At 66.6% G+C, this 12,387-nt stretch carries 15 protein-coding genes; 10 read left to right on the top strand and 5 right to left on the bottom strand.

The genetic code is table 11. From position 1 onward, the window contains the following. Window positions 1-97: 97 nt before the first annotated feature. Entirely contained in the window at window positions 98-697 is a 600-nt protein-coding gene (locus ACE3SL_RS04470; protein ID WP_374524559.1) for a TIGR02466 family protein, read from the bottom strand. A 44-nt stretch (window positions 698-741) separates the two neighbouring features. Between ACE3SL_RS04470 and ACE3SL_RS04465 the strand changes: the two genes are divergently transcribed. Together ACE3SL_RS04465 and ACE3SL_RS04460 are read left to right on the top strand one after the other, a co-directional pair. Continuing rightward, a complete protein-coding gene (locus ACE3SL_RS04465; protein ID WP_374524558.1) occupies window positions 742-1,662 on the top strand; it encodes an SMP-30/gluconolactonase/LRE family protein in 921 nt (306 codons plus the stop codon). Between the two features lie 19 nt (window positions 1,663-1,681). Then, complete coding sequence (locus ACE3SL_RS04460) at window positions 1,682-2,368, top strand: VIT family protein (RefSeq protein WP_374524557.1); 687 nt, start codon at window positions 1,682-1,684, stop codon at window positions 2,366-2,368. A gap of 52 nt (window positions 2,369-2,420) precedes the next feature. Here ACE3SL_RS04460 and ACE3SL_RS04455 read toward each other — a convergent pair whose 3' ends face one another. Then, entirely contained in the window at window positions 2,421-2,804 is a 384-nt protein-coding gene (locus tag ACE3SL_RS04455; protein WP_374524556.1) for a DUF488 domain-containing protein, read from the bottom strand. A 57-nt stretch (window positions 2,805-2,861) separates the two neighbouring features. On the opposite strand from ACE3SL_RS04455, the gene ACE3SL_RS04450 reads away from it, so the two are divergent. Further along, window positions 2,862-3,959 carry a DUF2855 family protein gene (locus ACE3SL_RS04450; RefSeq protein ID WP_374524555.1) on the top strand — a complete coding sequence of 366 codons (1,098 nt, stop codon included), beginning with the start codon at window positions 2,862-2,864 and terminating at the stop codon, window positions 3,957-3,959. Between the two features lie 200 nt (window positions 3,960-4,159). Next, on the top strand, window positions 4,160-4,810 hold the full coding sequence (locus tag ACE3SL_RS04445; RefSeq protein WP_374524554.1) for an HAD-IA family hydrolase: 651 nt from the start codon (window positions 4,160-4,162) through the stop codon (window positions 4,808-4,810). 117 nt (window positions 4,811-4,927) lie between these two features. On the opposite strand, the gene ACE3SL_RS04440 is transcribed toward ACE3SL_RS04445, so the two are convergent. Both ACE3SL_RS04440 and ACE3SL_RS04435 read right to left on the bottom strand, forming a co-directional pair. After that, window positions 4,928-5,740: a universal stress protein gene (locus ACE3SL_RS04440; protein ID WP_374524553.1), complete on the bottom strand. Its 813-nt coding sequence runs from the start codon at window positions 5,738-5,740 to the stop codon at window positions 4,928-4,930. Between the two features lie 54 nt (window positions 5,741-5,794). Further along, window positions 5,795-6,703, bottom strand: a complete 909-nt coding sequence (locus tag ACE3SL_RS04435) for a LysR family transcriptional regulator (RefSeq protein WP_374524552.1) — start codon at window positions 6,701-6,703, stop codon at window positions 5,795-5,797. 91 nt (window positions 6,704-6,794) lie between these two features. Here ACE3SL_RS04435 and ACE3SL_RS04430 point away from each other — a divergent pair, with 91 nt between their 5' ends. The 5 genes from ACE3SL_RS04430 to ACE3SL_RS04410 all read left to right on the top strand — a co-directional run bounded on the left by ACE3SL_RS04430 (window position 6,795) and on the right by ACE3SL_RS04410 (window position 11,121). Continuing rightward, window positions 6,795-7,517, top strand: a complete 723-nt coding sequence (locus ACE3SL_RS04430; protein ID WP_374524551.1) for a CoA transferase subunit A — start codon at window positions 6,795-6,797, stop codon at window positions 7,515-7,517. Continuing rightward, on the top strand, window positions 7,514-8,419 hold the full coding sequence (locus ACE3SL_RS04425; RefSeq protein WP_374524550.1) for an HAD family acid phosphatase: 906 nt from the start codon (window positions 7,514-7,516) through the stop codon (window positions 8,417-8,419). The genes ACE3SL_RS04430 and ACE3SL_RS04425 overlap by 4 nt, the downstream gene beginning before the upstream one ends. Continuing rightward, complete coding sequence (locus ACE3SL_RS04420) at window positions 8,419-9,078, top strand: CoA transferase subunit B (RefSeq protein WP_374524549.1); 660 nt, start codon at window positions 8,419-8,421, stop codon at window positions 9,076-9,078. Before ACE3SL_RS04425 ends, ACE3SL_RS04420 begins: the two co-directional genes overlap by 1 nt. A gap of 7 nt (window positions 9,079-9,085) precedes the next feature. Next, entirely contained in the window at window positions 9,086-10,366 is a 1,281-nt protein-coding gene (locus ACE3SL_RS04415; RefSeq protein ID WP_374524548.1) for a serine hydrolase domain-containing protein, read from the top strand. 74 nt (window positions 10,367-10,440) lie between these two features. Further along, window positions 10,441-11,121 (top strand): glutathione S-transferase family protein, encoded by a 681-nt coding sequence (locus ACE3SL_RS04410; RefSeq protein ID WP_374524547.1) that lies wholly within the window; start codon window positions 10,441-10,443, stop codon window positions 11,119-11,121. On the opposite strand, the gene ACE3SL_RS04405 is transcribed toward ACE3SL_RS04410, so the two are convergent. Then, entirely contained in the window at window positions 11,118-11,636 is a 519-nt protein-coding gene (locus ACE3SL_RS04405) for a sterol desaturase family protein (protein ID WP_374524546.1), read from the bottom strand. The two genes, ACE3SL_RS04410 and ACE3SL_RS04405, sit on opposite strands and share 4 nt — an antisense overlap. A 163-nt stretch (window positions 11,637-11,799) precedes the next feature. Here ACE3SL_RS04405 and ACE3SL_RS04400 point away from each other — a divergent pair. After that, window positions 11,800-12,387, top strand: a 588-nt coding sequence (locus ACE3SL_RS04400; RefSeq protein WP_374524545.1) for an aconitase family protein, incomplete at its 3' end; no start/stop codon positions are given.

Here is a 12,387-nt window from a genome sequence, read left to right as displayed (position 1 = left end):
TTGCGAGCGAAGCGAAGCAATCCAGAGCGGTTTACGCGGGCTCTGGATTGCCGCGTCGCTTCGCTCCTCGCAATGACGAGCGCGATATAGGATCGCCTCAGCGATAGTTAAAGCTGATACTAATCCGCTCGCCCTTGCCCGCATGGGGCATCACTTCGTGCCGCAGCCAGCTTTCCCACAGGAAGATGCGGCCGGCGGCGGGCTCGGCATAGACGAAGGGCTGGAGGCTTTCGGGCGCGTCGCCGGTGCGGCCCGGCGCGGCCATCAGCATCGGCAGGCGCGGGTCCTCCAGCTTCAAGGCTCCCGACCCCGGCGGCACCGCGACATAGAAGGTGCCCGACACGATGCTGTGCGGATGGATATGGCCGCTGTGGGTGCCGCCGGGTTTCAGGATGTTGACCCACAGGCTGTCGAGTTTCAGCGGCTTCGCAAGGTCGAAATGGCTCGCCTTGGCGAAGGCCTTGACCTCTTTGTCGAGCAGCTTCTTCAGATGATAAAAAGCCGGATCGCGCTCGGGCAGGTCGCCGAGGCTGGCGTAGCTGGTGTAGCCCTTATAGCCATGCTCGCGGCTCCACGCGCGACCGGCGCCGTCTTCCTCGGCGAACAGGCGGCAGCTCTCCTCCAGCTCTTCGAGCAGTTCGGGGTTGCCGATGTCGGCCTCGTAAAAATGTGTGGCGAAGAGCGTGCGAACGGGCATGATGGGCGCAAAGCACAGCAGCAGCGCGAGAGCAAGGAGAGAGCATGGCCGAGTTTGAACTGATCGCCGACGGATTGCGCTTCCCCGAGGCGCCGGTGGTGATGGACGACGGCAGCGTCATCGTCGTCGAGATCGAGCAGGGCCGCATCACGCGCTGCTGGCCCGGCGGGAAGAAAGAGGTTGTCGCGACCCCCGGCGGCGGTCCCAACGGCCTGGCGATCGGTCCCGACGGCAAACTCTATTGCTGCAACAACGGCGGCTTCCACTATGTCGAATCGGACGGCTATCTCGCCCCGCACGGCATTGCGAGCGACTATTCGGGCGGGCGGATCGAGCGGATCGATATCGACACCGGCGAGGTCGAGATATTGTATAAGTCGGGCGACAACGGCGTGATCCTGCGCGGCCCGAACGACATCATGTTCGATACGCACGGCGGCTTCTGGTTCACCGATCACGGCAAGGTCGATTATGCGAAGCGCGCGCACGACATCGTCGGCATCTTCTATGCCAAGGCCGACGGCAGCTTCATCGAGGAAGTGATCTTCCCCTCGAACAATCCGAACGGCGTCGGCCTGTCGCCCGACGGCAACACGCTCTATGCTGCCGAAACCTACACCTGCCGCCTGATGAAGTTCAACATAACCGCCCCCGGCAAGGTCGCGCCCGACGCGGGCCCCGGCGGACCGGGCATCCCGCTCTATCGCCCGGCGGGTTACAAGTTTTTCGACAGCCTCGCGATGGAGGCGAACGGCAATATCTGCGTCGCGACGATCGGCGAATGCGGGATCAGCGTGATATCGCCCGAGGGCGAACTGGTCGAATTCGTCGAGACCGACGATATCTTCACAACCAACATCGCGTTCGGCGGCGAAGACATGCGCGACGCCTATCTGACCCTGTCGGGCAGCGGACGGCTGGTGAAGACGCGCTGGGCACGGCCGGGACTCAAGCTGCAATATTGACGAAGGGCAACCGGGGATCATGCACCGCGAAACCCACGTCGTGGCACGTGTCGGCTGGCTGCGCGCCGCGATTCTCGGCGCGAATGACGGGATCGTCTCGACCGCGAGCCTGATCGCGGGAGTCGCGGCGGCGGGAGCGACGCAATCGTCGATCCTCGTCACCGGCACCGCGGGGCTCGTCGCCGGGGCGATGTCGATGGCGGCGGGCGAATATGTTTCGGTCAGCTCGCAGCGCGACGCCGAGAAGGCCGACATCGCGACCGAAAAGCACGAACTGGCGACCGACCCGGCGTTCGAGCTCGAGGAGCTGACGCAAATCTATGAACAGCGCGGGCTCGGCCGCCCGCTCGCCGAGCAGGTCGCGCGGCAGCTCACCGACCATAATGCGCTCGACAGCCATTTGCGCGACGAGCTCGGCCTGACGCACGAGGCGCGGGCGCGGCCGATTCAGGCGGCGATTGCCTCGGCTGCGAGCTTTTCGGTCGGCGCCGCGTTGCCGCTCGCGACGGTGCTGGTCGATCGCGGCGGCTCATTGCCGTGGACGGTGTCGGGGGCTTCGCTGATCTTTCTCGCCATATTGGGCGCGCTCGGCGCGTGGGCGGGCAATGCGCCGATGGTACGCCCGGTTGTTCGCGTCACCTTCTGGGGCGCGATGGCGATGGCGGCGACGATCGCGATCGGGTCGCTGTTCGGGGCGGTGGGTTAGCAACCCTAATTCGTCATTGCGAGCGAAGCGAAGCAATGACGCGTGATAGAATTCAGCGCCGCTCCAGCCACTCGCGGAGCGCGACGGCGTTGTTCCGCTGCTCGTCCTTCGCGGCGTAGAGCAGGGTCACCGGACCCGCCTTCGCCGCCGCGTCGAGTTCGGCCAGCGCCGCTGCGATCTCGTCGCCACCGGCGTCGAGTTCGGCGAAATATTCCTTGCGGAAGGCCGACCATGCCGCGTCAGAATGCGCGGTCGCGTGGTGAAATTCCTCGCGCATCGCGTCGGTCGGCGACAGGATTTTGAGCCACGCGGTCAGCGCCGCCTTCTCCTTGGACACGCCGCGCGGCCAGAGCCGGTCGACGAGGAAGCGCGCACCGTCGGTCTTCTCGGGCGCGTCATAAATGCGCTTTACCGCGATTGTCTCTACTTTCGCCATCTGCAAGACTATCGGTCATTCCGCACGCGCGGGCAAGACTATCGGAGGGATGCGGACATGAATTGGGCAATCGACATCAGCCGCGACGACATCGCCGAGGCCACGCTGGTCGCCGAGCCCGCTACGCCCCTCGCGCCCGGTCAAATCCGCGTCCACCTCGACAGCTATGCGATGACTGCGAACAACATCACCTATGCGGTGTTCGGCAAGCCTGCAGGCCTGTTCGGAAACGATCAGGGCTATTGGGATTTCTTCGCCGAGCGCGGTACGCCGGGGCGGCTTCCGGTCTGGGGCTTTGCGACCGTGGCCGAAAGCGCCGCCGAGGGTATCGCGCCCGGCGACCGCTTCTACGGCTACTATCCGATGGCGGCGGAAGCCGTCCTGACCGCAGGGACCATCGGCCCCGGCGGTTTCACCGACGTCACGCCGCGCCGCACGACGCTGCCGCCGATCTATAACCAATATCAGCGGGTCGAGGCGCTGGACGGTTATCGCGCCGCCGACCATGATTATTGGCCGGTCTTCCGCCCGCTGTTCCTGACCGGCTGGCTGATCGCCGACCAGTTCGAGGATGAGGACGACTATGGCGCCGATCAGATCCTGATCGCGAGCGCGTCGAGCAAGACCGCGATCGGCCTCGGCTTCTCGCTCGCGCAGCGGCAAGGACCGCGCCCGCAGACGATCGGCCTCACCAGCAAGGCCAATGTCGCGGGCCTCGATGCCCAGCGCATCTACGACCGCGTGATCGCCTATGACGACATCCTGACGCTGAACGCCGCGACGCCCGCGGCGCTCGTCGATATGGCGGGCAATGGCGCAGTGACGCGCGCGGTGCACAGCCATTTCGGCGATGCGCTCAAAGCCTCGATCATCGTCGGCAAGTCGCACTGGGACGCCGACGCGGGCGAAGCCGCGCTGCCGGGGCCCGAGCGGCAGGGTTTCTTTGCGCCCGGCCGCAGCCAGAAACGCATCGCCGACTGGGGCGGGGCGGCGTTCGGGCGGAAGATCGCCGACGCGTGGCTCGGCTTCATGGACGTCGCGCCGCGGCTCACCCGCATCGACAAGCGGAGCGGCGGCGACGCCGCGCTCGGCGCTTACAAGGAAATGCTGTCGGGCGCCGCCGATCCCAAGGCCGGAATCGTCGTCGAACCCTGAACGGTGGTGGCGCAGCAGGGAAAAAGGACCTTATTTCCTCGTCACCCCGGACTTGATCCGGGGTCCCGCTTTTACCGTCACCTAGCGTCACCCCGGATCAAGTCCGGGGTGACGAAAATGGGCAATCGAGCGGCCCGAAAGCCAAGCCATGCTCCTCCGCACCAGTTGACGTTAACGTCAATCTGCGCTCTAGCCGCGGCATGTCTCGCTATACCCATGTCATCTTCGATTTCGGCGGCGTCATCACCGCCTCGCCCTTCGAGGCCTTCAACCGGCTGGAAGAGGAACGCGGGTTGCCGCGCGACTTCGTGCGCCGCGTCAACAGCGCCGATCCCGACGGCAACGCCTGGGCGAAATTCGAGCGGGCCGAGATCGACGCGGCGGCGTTCGACAGGCTGTTCGCGGAAGAAGCGCGCGCGCTGGGGCACGAACTCGAAGGCGAAGCGGTGCTCGCGGTGCTCGCCGGCGCGGTCCGCCCCGCGATGGTCGCGGCGCTGGACACGCTGAAGGCCCGAGGGTTCACCATCGGCTGCATCACCAACAATGTGCCGAGCGGCAAAGGATCGGGCATGGCGCGCAGCGAGGCGATGGCGGCCGAGGTCGCCGCGATCATGGCGCGCTTCGACCATGTCATCGAGTCGAGCAAGGTCGGCGTCCGCAAGCCCGACCCGCGCATCTATCGGATGATGTGCGAGGCGCTCGGCACCGAGCCCGCGGCCTGCATCTATCTCGACGACCTTGGCATCAACTGCAAGCCGGCGAGCGCGCTCGGCATGCACGCGATCAAGGTGACGAGCGGCGAGCAGGCGCTCGCCGACCTGTCGGCGGCGCTGGGGATCGTGCTGCCCTGAAGACCAAATTGTCATTGCGAGGAGCGTAGCGACGAAGCAATCTCCAGCTATGGCCCGGACAGGGCGTTGGCTGGAGATTGCTTCGCTCCTCGCAATGACGCGCCGGGTTCGCCCGCCCTAATGCGCCAGCAAGAGCGGCACCCGGCCGCTCGTCAGCAGATATTGGGTCACGCCGCCGAAGATCGTCTCGCGCAGCCGGCTGCGGCCGAAGGCGCCCATCACGATCAGCCCGGCGCCCATGGCCAGCGCTTCCTTTTCGAGCCGTTCCTCGACCGTGTCGCCGCCGCGTTCGACCGTCTTCAGTTCGGCGTGGATGTCGTGGCGCGACAGATAGCGCAACGCGTCGGTCGCCGGGAAATCGCCGTCATCGCCGCCGACGGTGACGAGGACGACCGGCCGGCCGGCGAGCAGCGGGATCGCGGCGCGCAGGGCACGCGCCGCCTGGACGCTACCGTTCCACGCGACCATCGCCGGAGTGTCAGGATCGAGCCGTTTCGCGCCGCGCGGCAGCGCGAGTACCGGCGCCGCCGCAGTCACGGCAAGATCGCCCGCGAGCATCGCCGGCGGACCGCCGCGCCAGTCCTCCTTCGCGGGCGGCAGGCTGACCACCGCCAGATCGGCGAAGGTCGCAGCTCCCGCAAGCGCGACGATGGTGTCTCCGTCGGCCATCAATATGTCCCACGGTACGTCCTCGCCCGCGAGGCGGTCGGCGAGGCGGCTTTCGAGCGCGATGTCGTCGGCCTGCGCCGCGGCAAGCGCTTCGGCAGCGAAATAGGTGCCGCCGAACGGGTCGAAGCTGACGAACTGCTGCAGCGGCGTCGCGATCAGCAAGGTCGCATGACCCTGAAAGCGGCGCGCGAGGTCGAGCGCGACCTGCAGCCGGTCTTCGCAGGCGGAATCAGTGTCGGCATGAACCAGTATCGAGCGCATGGGAGCCTCCTTTGCTGTGCGATACCGGGACAATGCGCCGCAAGGCACAAGAGTTCATTGACCGGGATCAAGAGCCGGCGCGATCCGCAGGCGCGCGGCCTGTTCGAAGATGCGTACCAGCACCGGCTCGGTATCGGCGACGCGCATCGCGACGTGGAATTCGACCGGCGCCAGCGGGGGCATCCCGGCAAGCTCGACGAGCGCGCCGCGCGCGACCTCGTCGCGGACCATCGGTTCGGGAAAGATGCCGACGCCGCCGTCCGCGAGCGCGATGTCGATCATCATCCGCGCGTTGTTGCAGAGATTGAGCGCGCGCGGCGCGATCCGCGAGGCGTCGATCGCATCGCGCATCCGGCCGTGGATCGGCGAATGGCTGGCGAGCGACCAGATCGATACCGGCGGCGCGTCTCCCCCCGAACCGAAGGCTGCGGCGACCGTGGGGCTGGCGAGCCACACCAGCGCCACCTTGCCGATCGGGCGCGAGGTCAGCGCCGGATGCGCGACCGGCCCCGCGGCGAAGGCCATGTCGGTGCGGCCGGTGAGCAATTGCTGGATCAGATTCGCGGTCAGATCGATCTCGATCTCCAGGCCGACGCCCGGCATTTCCTTCTTCAGCGCCGCGACGAAGGACGGCAGGCAGCTTGCCGCCGCAATCTCGCCCGCGCCGATCCGCACCACCCCGCTCGCCTCGGCGAAACCGCCGCTGCCGAGCAGCGCGCGCTCCATGTCGCGGAGCAGCGGCGCGCAGTCGCGCACCAGCTTGCGGCCCGCGGGAGTCAGCGACATGGTGCGCCCGTCGCGGCGGAACAGCGCCGATCCGAGCCGCTGTTCGAGTTCGCGCATTCGCGCCGAGACCGCGGGCTGGGTGGTGTTGAGCCGCTCGGCCGCGGCCGAAAAGGTGCCGAGCCGGTCGATCCAGAGCAGGGTTTCGAGATGATAGAAGGCAATGCGATTGATCGACATTGTTTATCAATACCCTAAAAACACTATGATTAGAATTGATATGTCGGATGCGCCAAGGTCGCGCGCGATCATTCATCAAGGAGGCCGTTTCATGGGGAACAAGCGCTATTCCGACGCCGCTGCCGCGCTGGACGGACTGCTTTTCGACGGAATGCATATCTGCGCGGGCGGTTTCGGCCTCTGCGGCATCCCCGAACGGCTGATCGACGCGATCCGCGATGCGGGCACGAGGGACCTCACCATCGCCAGCAACAACGCCGGGATCGACGGCGAAGGCCTCGGCAAGCTGCTTCGCACCAGGCAGATCAAGAAGATGATCAGCTCCTATGTCGGCGAGAACAAGGAGTTCGAGCGGCAATATCTGGCGGGCGAGCTCGAGGTCGAATTCTGCCCGCAGGGCACGCTCGCCGAACGCTGCCGCGCCGGGGGCGCGGGCATTCCGGGCTTCTATACCAAGACCGGCGTCGGCACCCTCGTCGCCGAAGGCAAGGAAGTGAAGAGCTTCGACGGGCCAAATGGACCTGAAGATTATATCCTCGAGCGCGGCATCTTCGCCGACCTCGCGATCATCAAGGGGTGGAAGGCCGACGAGAGCGGCAACCTCATCTTCCGCAAGACCGCGCGCAACTTCAACCAGCCGATGGCGACCGCGGCGAAGATCTGCGTCGCCGAGGTCGAGGAGATCGTGCCCACGGGCAGCCTCGACCCCGACTGCATCCACCTGCCCGGCATCTATGTGAAGCGCATGATCGTCGGTGCGCCCTACGACAAGAAGATCGAATTCCGCACCGTCCGTCCCCGCGAGACGGCGTGATGCGCAGCCTTGCCTTCGCCGCCGGACTGCTGCTCGCCGGCTGCGCCTCGACCCAGACCGCGCCCCAAACGGCGCAGGAGCCGCTGAGCGCCGACGTCCTCGCCTCGCAGGTCGGCGAGACGCCTACTCCCGCCTCGCCGCCAGCGGGGCAGCAATGGCTCTATGGCTCGGCCGAGGGCGCGGTCGCGTCGGCGCAGGTCTATCGCGCGCTGGCGGGCTATGTCCGCGCGGTCGCCATCTCGGCCGCCCCGCACAAACAGGTCGTGCTCGCCGAGGGCTCGACGCCCGCCGCGCCGCGCTTCGACGATTGCGGGGAGAAGCCGCTTGCGGCGGTGTTCGACGCCGACGAGACGCTGATCTGGAACCTCGGCGCGATGCGCTACATGGCCGAGCAGCGCAAGGATTTCGATCCCGCGGTCTGGGACCAGTGGGAAAAGACCGGCGCGGGCAAGGCGGTCGCGATGCCCGGCGTGATCGATGCGGTGACCATCATGCGCGGCGCGGGGGTGACGGTGATCGTCAACACCAACCGCAGCGCCGCCAATGCCAAGGGCACCGAAGACGCGCTGCGTGCGGCCGGACTGGGCGAATATAAGCATGGCGAGACCCTGTTCCTGATGGGCGACACGCCCGACGGCGCGAGCAAGGACGGCCGCCGCGCGCTGATCGCGTCGCGCTGGTGCGTGATCGCGATGGGCGGCGACCAGCTCGGCGATTTCGCGCAGGCGTTCAACGCGAAAGAGCTGTCGGTCGCGGATCGCAAGACGCTCGCGACGAGCGGCCCGATCGCCGATCTGTGGGGGCATGGCTGGTTCCTGCTCTCCAACCCCGTTTACGGCCCGTCGATCCGCGGCGGCTTTGCCGACATCTTCCCCTCCGACAAGCAATGGGAGCCGAAATAATGGCCCAAGACACCAAAGGTTGGACCCGCGACGATATGGCGGCGCGCGCCGCGAAGGAATTGCAGGACGGCTATTACGTCAACCTCGGCATCGGCATTCCGACGCTCGTCGCGAATCACATCCCGGCGGGAATGGAGGTCACGCTGCAGTCGGAGAACGGCATGCTCGGTATCGGCCCCTTCCCCTATGAAGGCGACGAGGATGCCGACCTGATCAACGCGGGCAAGCAGACGATCAGCGAATTGCCGCAGTCGGTCTATTTCAGTTCATCGGACAGCTTCGCGATGATCCGCGGCGGACATATCGACCTGACCGTGCTCGGCGCGATGGAGATCGCCGAGAATGGCGACATCGCCAACTGGATGATCCCGGGCAAGATGATCAAGGGCATGGGCGGCGCGATGGATCTGGTTGCCGGGGTCAAGAAGATCATCGTCGTGATGGAACATAACGCCAAGGACGGCAGCCCGAAATTCATCCCCGCCTGCACCCTGCCGCTCACGGGCAAGAATGTCGTCGACATGATCATCACCGACCTCGCGGTGTTCAGGCGCGACGACCATGCGAGCCCGTTCCGGCTGATCGAACTCGCACCGGGGGTGACGGCGGAGGAAGTCGCCGCTAAGACGACGGCCAAATATGAGGTCGCGATCCAATAACGAGTCGATGAAGCGGGTTTTTGTTGTTCTTCTGGGCGTCGCCGCGCTGGCGCTGACTGGCTGGTTCGGGTTGCGTGCCTTTGGGGGCGGACAGCCGCTTGCCAGCGTGGCCATTCCGTTCAGCGCGGCCGAAAGCCTGCCCGATGCGCCCGACAAATGGCGCGGGCGGATCGACTATCGCACCTTCGACCGGCAACTCGCCGAGCTGGCGCAGCGCCCCGAAATGGCCGGGCTCGCGGTTGCGGTGGTCGAGGACGGCAAGCTGACCTTCGTCCGCACCTATGGCGTCGCCGATGCGGCGACCGGCGCGCCGGTGACCCCGCATACCCTGTTCCGCTGGGCCTCGGTGTCGAAGACCGCGACCGGCGCGATGGCGGCGGCGCTGGCGAAGGATGGCACGCTCGACCTCGACCGGCCCGTCGCCGACTGGCGCACCTCGTTGCGCCTGCCGGGCGGGGCCGAGGCGCGAATCTCGGTCGCCAACCTGCTGTCGCAGCGCACCGGCCTCACCAAAAATGCCTATGACGAGAAGCTGGAAGAGGGGCAGGACCCGCAGCTGCTCCGCGCCAGCCTGACCGCCGCGCCGCTGCAATGCGAGCCCGGCACCTGTCACACCTATCAGAACATCGCCTTCGACACCGCGAGCGAGATCGTGTCGCAAATTGCAGGCAAGCCCTTTCCCGATGCGGTCGAGCAGCGGCTGTTCCTGCCGCTCGGCATGGTGAACGCGGGCTATGGGATGAAGCGGCTGACCGGCGCCAGCGACTGGGCGCGGCCGCACCGCAACGGCCAGGTCCGTCCGCTCAAGGAAGCCTATTGGCGGGTTCCCGCGGCCGCGGGCGTCGAAAGCGACATCGTCGATTTCGCGACCTGGATGCGGGCGATGATGGGGCTCCGCCCCGACGTGCTGCCGAAGCCGGTGCTGGAGATCGCGCATCAGCCGCGCGTCCACACCGAACGGCTGTATGGCAGCGGCCTGCGCCAGGCGATCAGCGACGCCTCCTATGGCCTCGGCTGGCGGAACTTCAGTTACGACGGCCACCGGCTGGAGGGCCATTCGGGCGCGGTGTCGGGCTATCGCGCAACGATGATCTTTGAGCCGGCGACGCGGACCGGCGTCGTGGCGCTGTGGAACAGCGACTGGGGATTTCCCTTCCGCATTCCGTTCGCCGCGATCGACAGCTATCACAAGCGCGGCGATGGGCATTGGCTCGACCTCAGCGAATTGCCGCCGGCGGCGGGCGGCGGCAGCGCGGCCAGCCCCGTCGCGCCGAGCCTGAAGAAGTAGCGCACGGGCGCTTGCTCCGGCGTCGGCTGGCCGTCTATCAGACGGCTCCGCCATCGCCGCAGAGGAGCCAAGGCATGTATGTGCTGATCACCGCCAACCGCAATTATTCGAGCTGGTCGCTGCGGCCGTGGGTGCTGATGCGCGCGCTGGGCATCGCGTTCGAGGACAGGATCGAGCCTTTCGCGGCGCCGGTGAATTACGATGCTTTCCGCAGCTTTTCGCCAACCGGGCAGGTGCCCGCGCTGCTCCACGAAGGGCGCACGCTGCACGACTCGCTCGGCATCACCCTCTATCTCGCCGACCGTCACGACGGCGTGTGGCCAGCCGATCCCGGCGCGCGCGCCTGGGCGCAGTGCGCGGTGGCCGAGATGCACAGCGGCTTTTCGGCGCTCCGCAACGACTGCACGATGAACGTCGGGGTAAGGGTGACGCCGAAGCCGATGTCCGACGCGCTGAGGACCAATGTCGCGCGCATTCGTGAACTGTTCGAGGAAGGACTGGCGCGATTCGGCGGACCGTGGCTCGCGGGGGCGGATTTCTCGGCGGCCGATGCCTTCTTCGCGCCGGTCGCTTTCCGGATTCGCACCTATGGGCTCGACGTCGGCGCCGGGCAGGCGTGGGTCGATCATATGCTGGCGCATCCGGCGATGATCGAATGGGAGCGGCAGGCGCTCGCCGAAAGCTGGCGCGAGGAAAGCCATGAGGCGGAATTGGCGGCGGCGGGCGTGATTATAGCGGATTATCGGGCGGCCTAGTCGGCCAGTGCCTCGCGCACCACCGCGATCCCCGCTTCGCGCTGGGCTTTCAGTTCGGCCTTCAGCTTCGCGGGATCGCGCGCGAGCACGAAGCCGAAGCTGACGCCGCCTTCCTTGCCGGTCGTCGCATGGTGGAGCTTGTGCGCCTGCACCAGCCGCTTCGCATAGCCGCGCCGTGGCACCCAGCGGAACCAGCGCTGGTGGACGAGCCCGTCGTGAACGAGCGTATAGATGATCCCGTAGAAGAGAATGCCGAGCCCGATCCAGCTTCCGGGCTCCCACGCCGACGCGCCCATGATCATCGGACTGCCCGCCGCGAACATCGAAATGCTCATCGCGGCGCCGACGAGCGCGAACAGGTCGTTCTTTTCGAGCCGGTGCCCGTGCGGTTCATGATGGTCGCGGTGCCACGCCCAGCCGAAGCCGTGCATGATATATTTGTGGCTCGCCCAGGCGACGCCCTCCATCGCCGCGACGGTGGCGAATATCAGCACGAGGATGGCGGGAGTGGGCATAAATGAACTATAGGCTCATTCCCTTCCCTATGCACCCTCCCCTTCGTCACCCCGGATCAAGTCCGGGGTGACGATAGAAAAGGGCGAAAGCGCCGCGACCGAAAATTGCGTTTTTGTGTCCCACTCGCTTGCATTGTTATTCGACTGGCGTAAGTGAACCCGCATGACTCGGCCCCGCACCCTCTATGAGAAAATCTGGGACGCGCATGTCGTCGAACAGCGCCCCGACGGTACAGCTCTGATCTTCATCGACCGCCACCTCGTCCATGAAGTCACCAGCCCGCAGGCCTTCGCCGGGCTTCGCGCCAGCGGGCGCACGGTGCGCCGTCCCGACCTGACGCTCGCGGTCCCCGACCATAATGTGCCGACGACGGCGCGGCTCGACGCAGGCGGCAACAAGCTGCCGATCGCCGATCCCGAAAGCGCGGCGCAGCTCGCGGCGCTGGAAAAGAACGCGCCCGAATATGGCATCCGCTATATCGACGCGGTCGCGCCCGAACAGGGCATCGTCCATGTCGTCGGCCCCGAGCAGGGATTTTCGCTGCCCGGCACGACGATCGTCTGCGGCGACAGCCACACCGCATGCCACGGCGGCATCGGCGCGCTCGCTTTCGGCATCGGGACGAGCGAGGTCGAGCATGTGCTCGCGACGCAGACCCTGCTGCTGCAACCGTCGAAGACGATGGAAGTGCGCGTCGAGGGCGAGGTCGGCCCCGGCGTCACCGCGAAGGACATCATCCTCCACATCACC

It is taken from the genome of Sphingopyxis sp., from assembly GCF_041916015.1.
Lineage (GTDB): Bacteria > Pseudomonadota > Alphaproteobacteria > Sphingomonadales > Sphingomonadaceae > Sphingopyxis.
This window is presented reverse-complemented; position numbering and strand designations above follow the sequence as displayed.

Bases quoted from the DNA above. Each gene is read 5' to 3' on its own strand.
- ACE3SL_RS04450 (WP_374524555.1), top strand. From the start codon at position 2,862: ATGAATTGGGCAATCGACATCAGCCGCGACGACATCGCCGAGGCCACG.
- ACE3SL_RS04405 (WP_374524546.1), bottom strand. From the start codon at position 11,636: ATGCCCACTCCCGCCATCCTCGTGCTGATATTCGCCACCGTCGCGGCG.
- ACE3SL_RS04470 (WP_374524559.1), bottom strand. From the start codon at position 697: ATGCCCGTTCGCACGCTCTTCGCCACACATTTTTACGAGGCCGACATC.
- ACE3SL_RS04440 (WP_374524553.1), bottom strand. From the start codon at position 5,740: ATGCGCTCGATACTGGTTCATGCCGACACTGATTCCGCCTGCGAAGAC.
- ACE3SL_RS04455 (WP_374524556.1), bottom strand. From the start codon at position 2,804: ATGGCGAAAGTAGAGACAATCGCGGTAAAGCGCATTTATGACGCGCCC.
- ACE3SL_RS04465 (WP_374524558.1), top strand. From the start codon at position 742: ATGGCCGAGTTTGAACTGATCGCCGACGGATTGCGCTTCCCCGAGGCG.
- ACE3SL_RS04410 (WP_374524547.1), top strand. From the start codon at position 10,441: ATGTATGTGCTGATCACCGCCAACCGCAATTATTCGAGCTGGTCGCTG.
- ACE3SL_RS04445 (WP_374524554.1), top strand. From the start codon at position 4,160: ATGTCTCGCTATACCCATGTCATCTTCGATTTCGGCGGCGTCATCACC.
- ACE3SL_RS04430 (WP_374524551.1), top strand. From the start codon at position 6,795: ATGGGGAACAAGCGCTATTCCGACGCCGCTGCCGCGCTGGACGGACTG.
- ACE3SL_RS04420 (WP_374524549.1), top strand. From the start codon at position 8,419: ATGGCCCAAGACACCAAAGGTTGGACCCGCGACGATATGGCGGCGCGC.
- ACE3SL_RS04415 (WP_374524548.1), top strand. From the start codon at position 9,086: ATGAAGCGGGTTTTTGTTGTTCTTCTGGGCGTCGCCGCGCTGGCGCTG.
- ACE3SL_RS04460 (WP_374524557.1), top strand. From the start codon at position 1,682: ATGCACCGCGAAACCCACGTCGTGGCACGTGTCGGCTGGCTGCGCGCC.
- ACE3SL_RS04435 (WP_374524552.1), bottom strand. From the start codon at position 6,703: ATGTCGATCAATCGCATTGCCTTCTATCATCTCGAAACCCTGCTCTGG.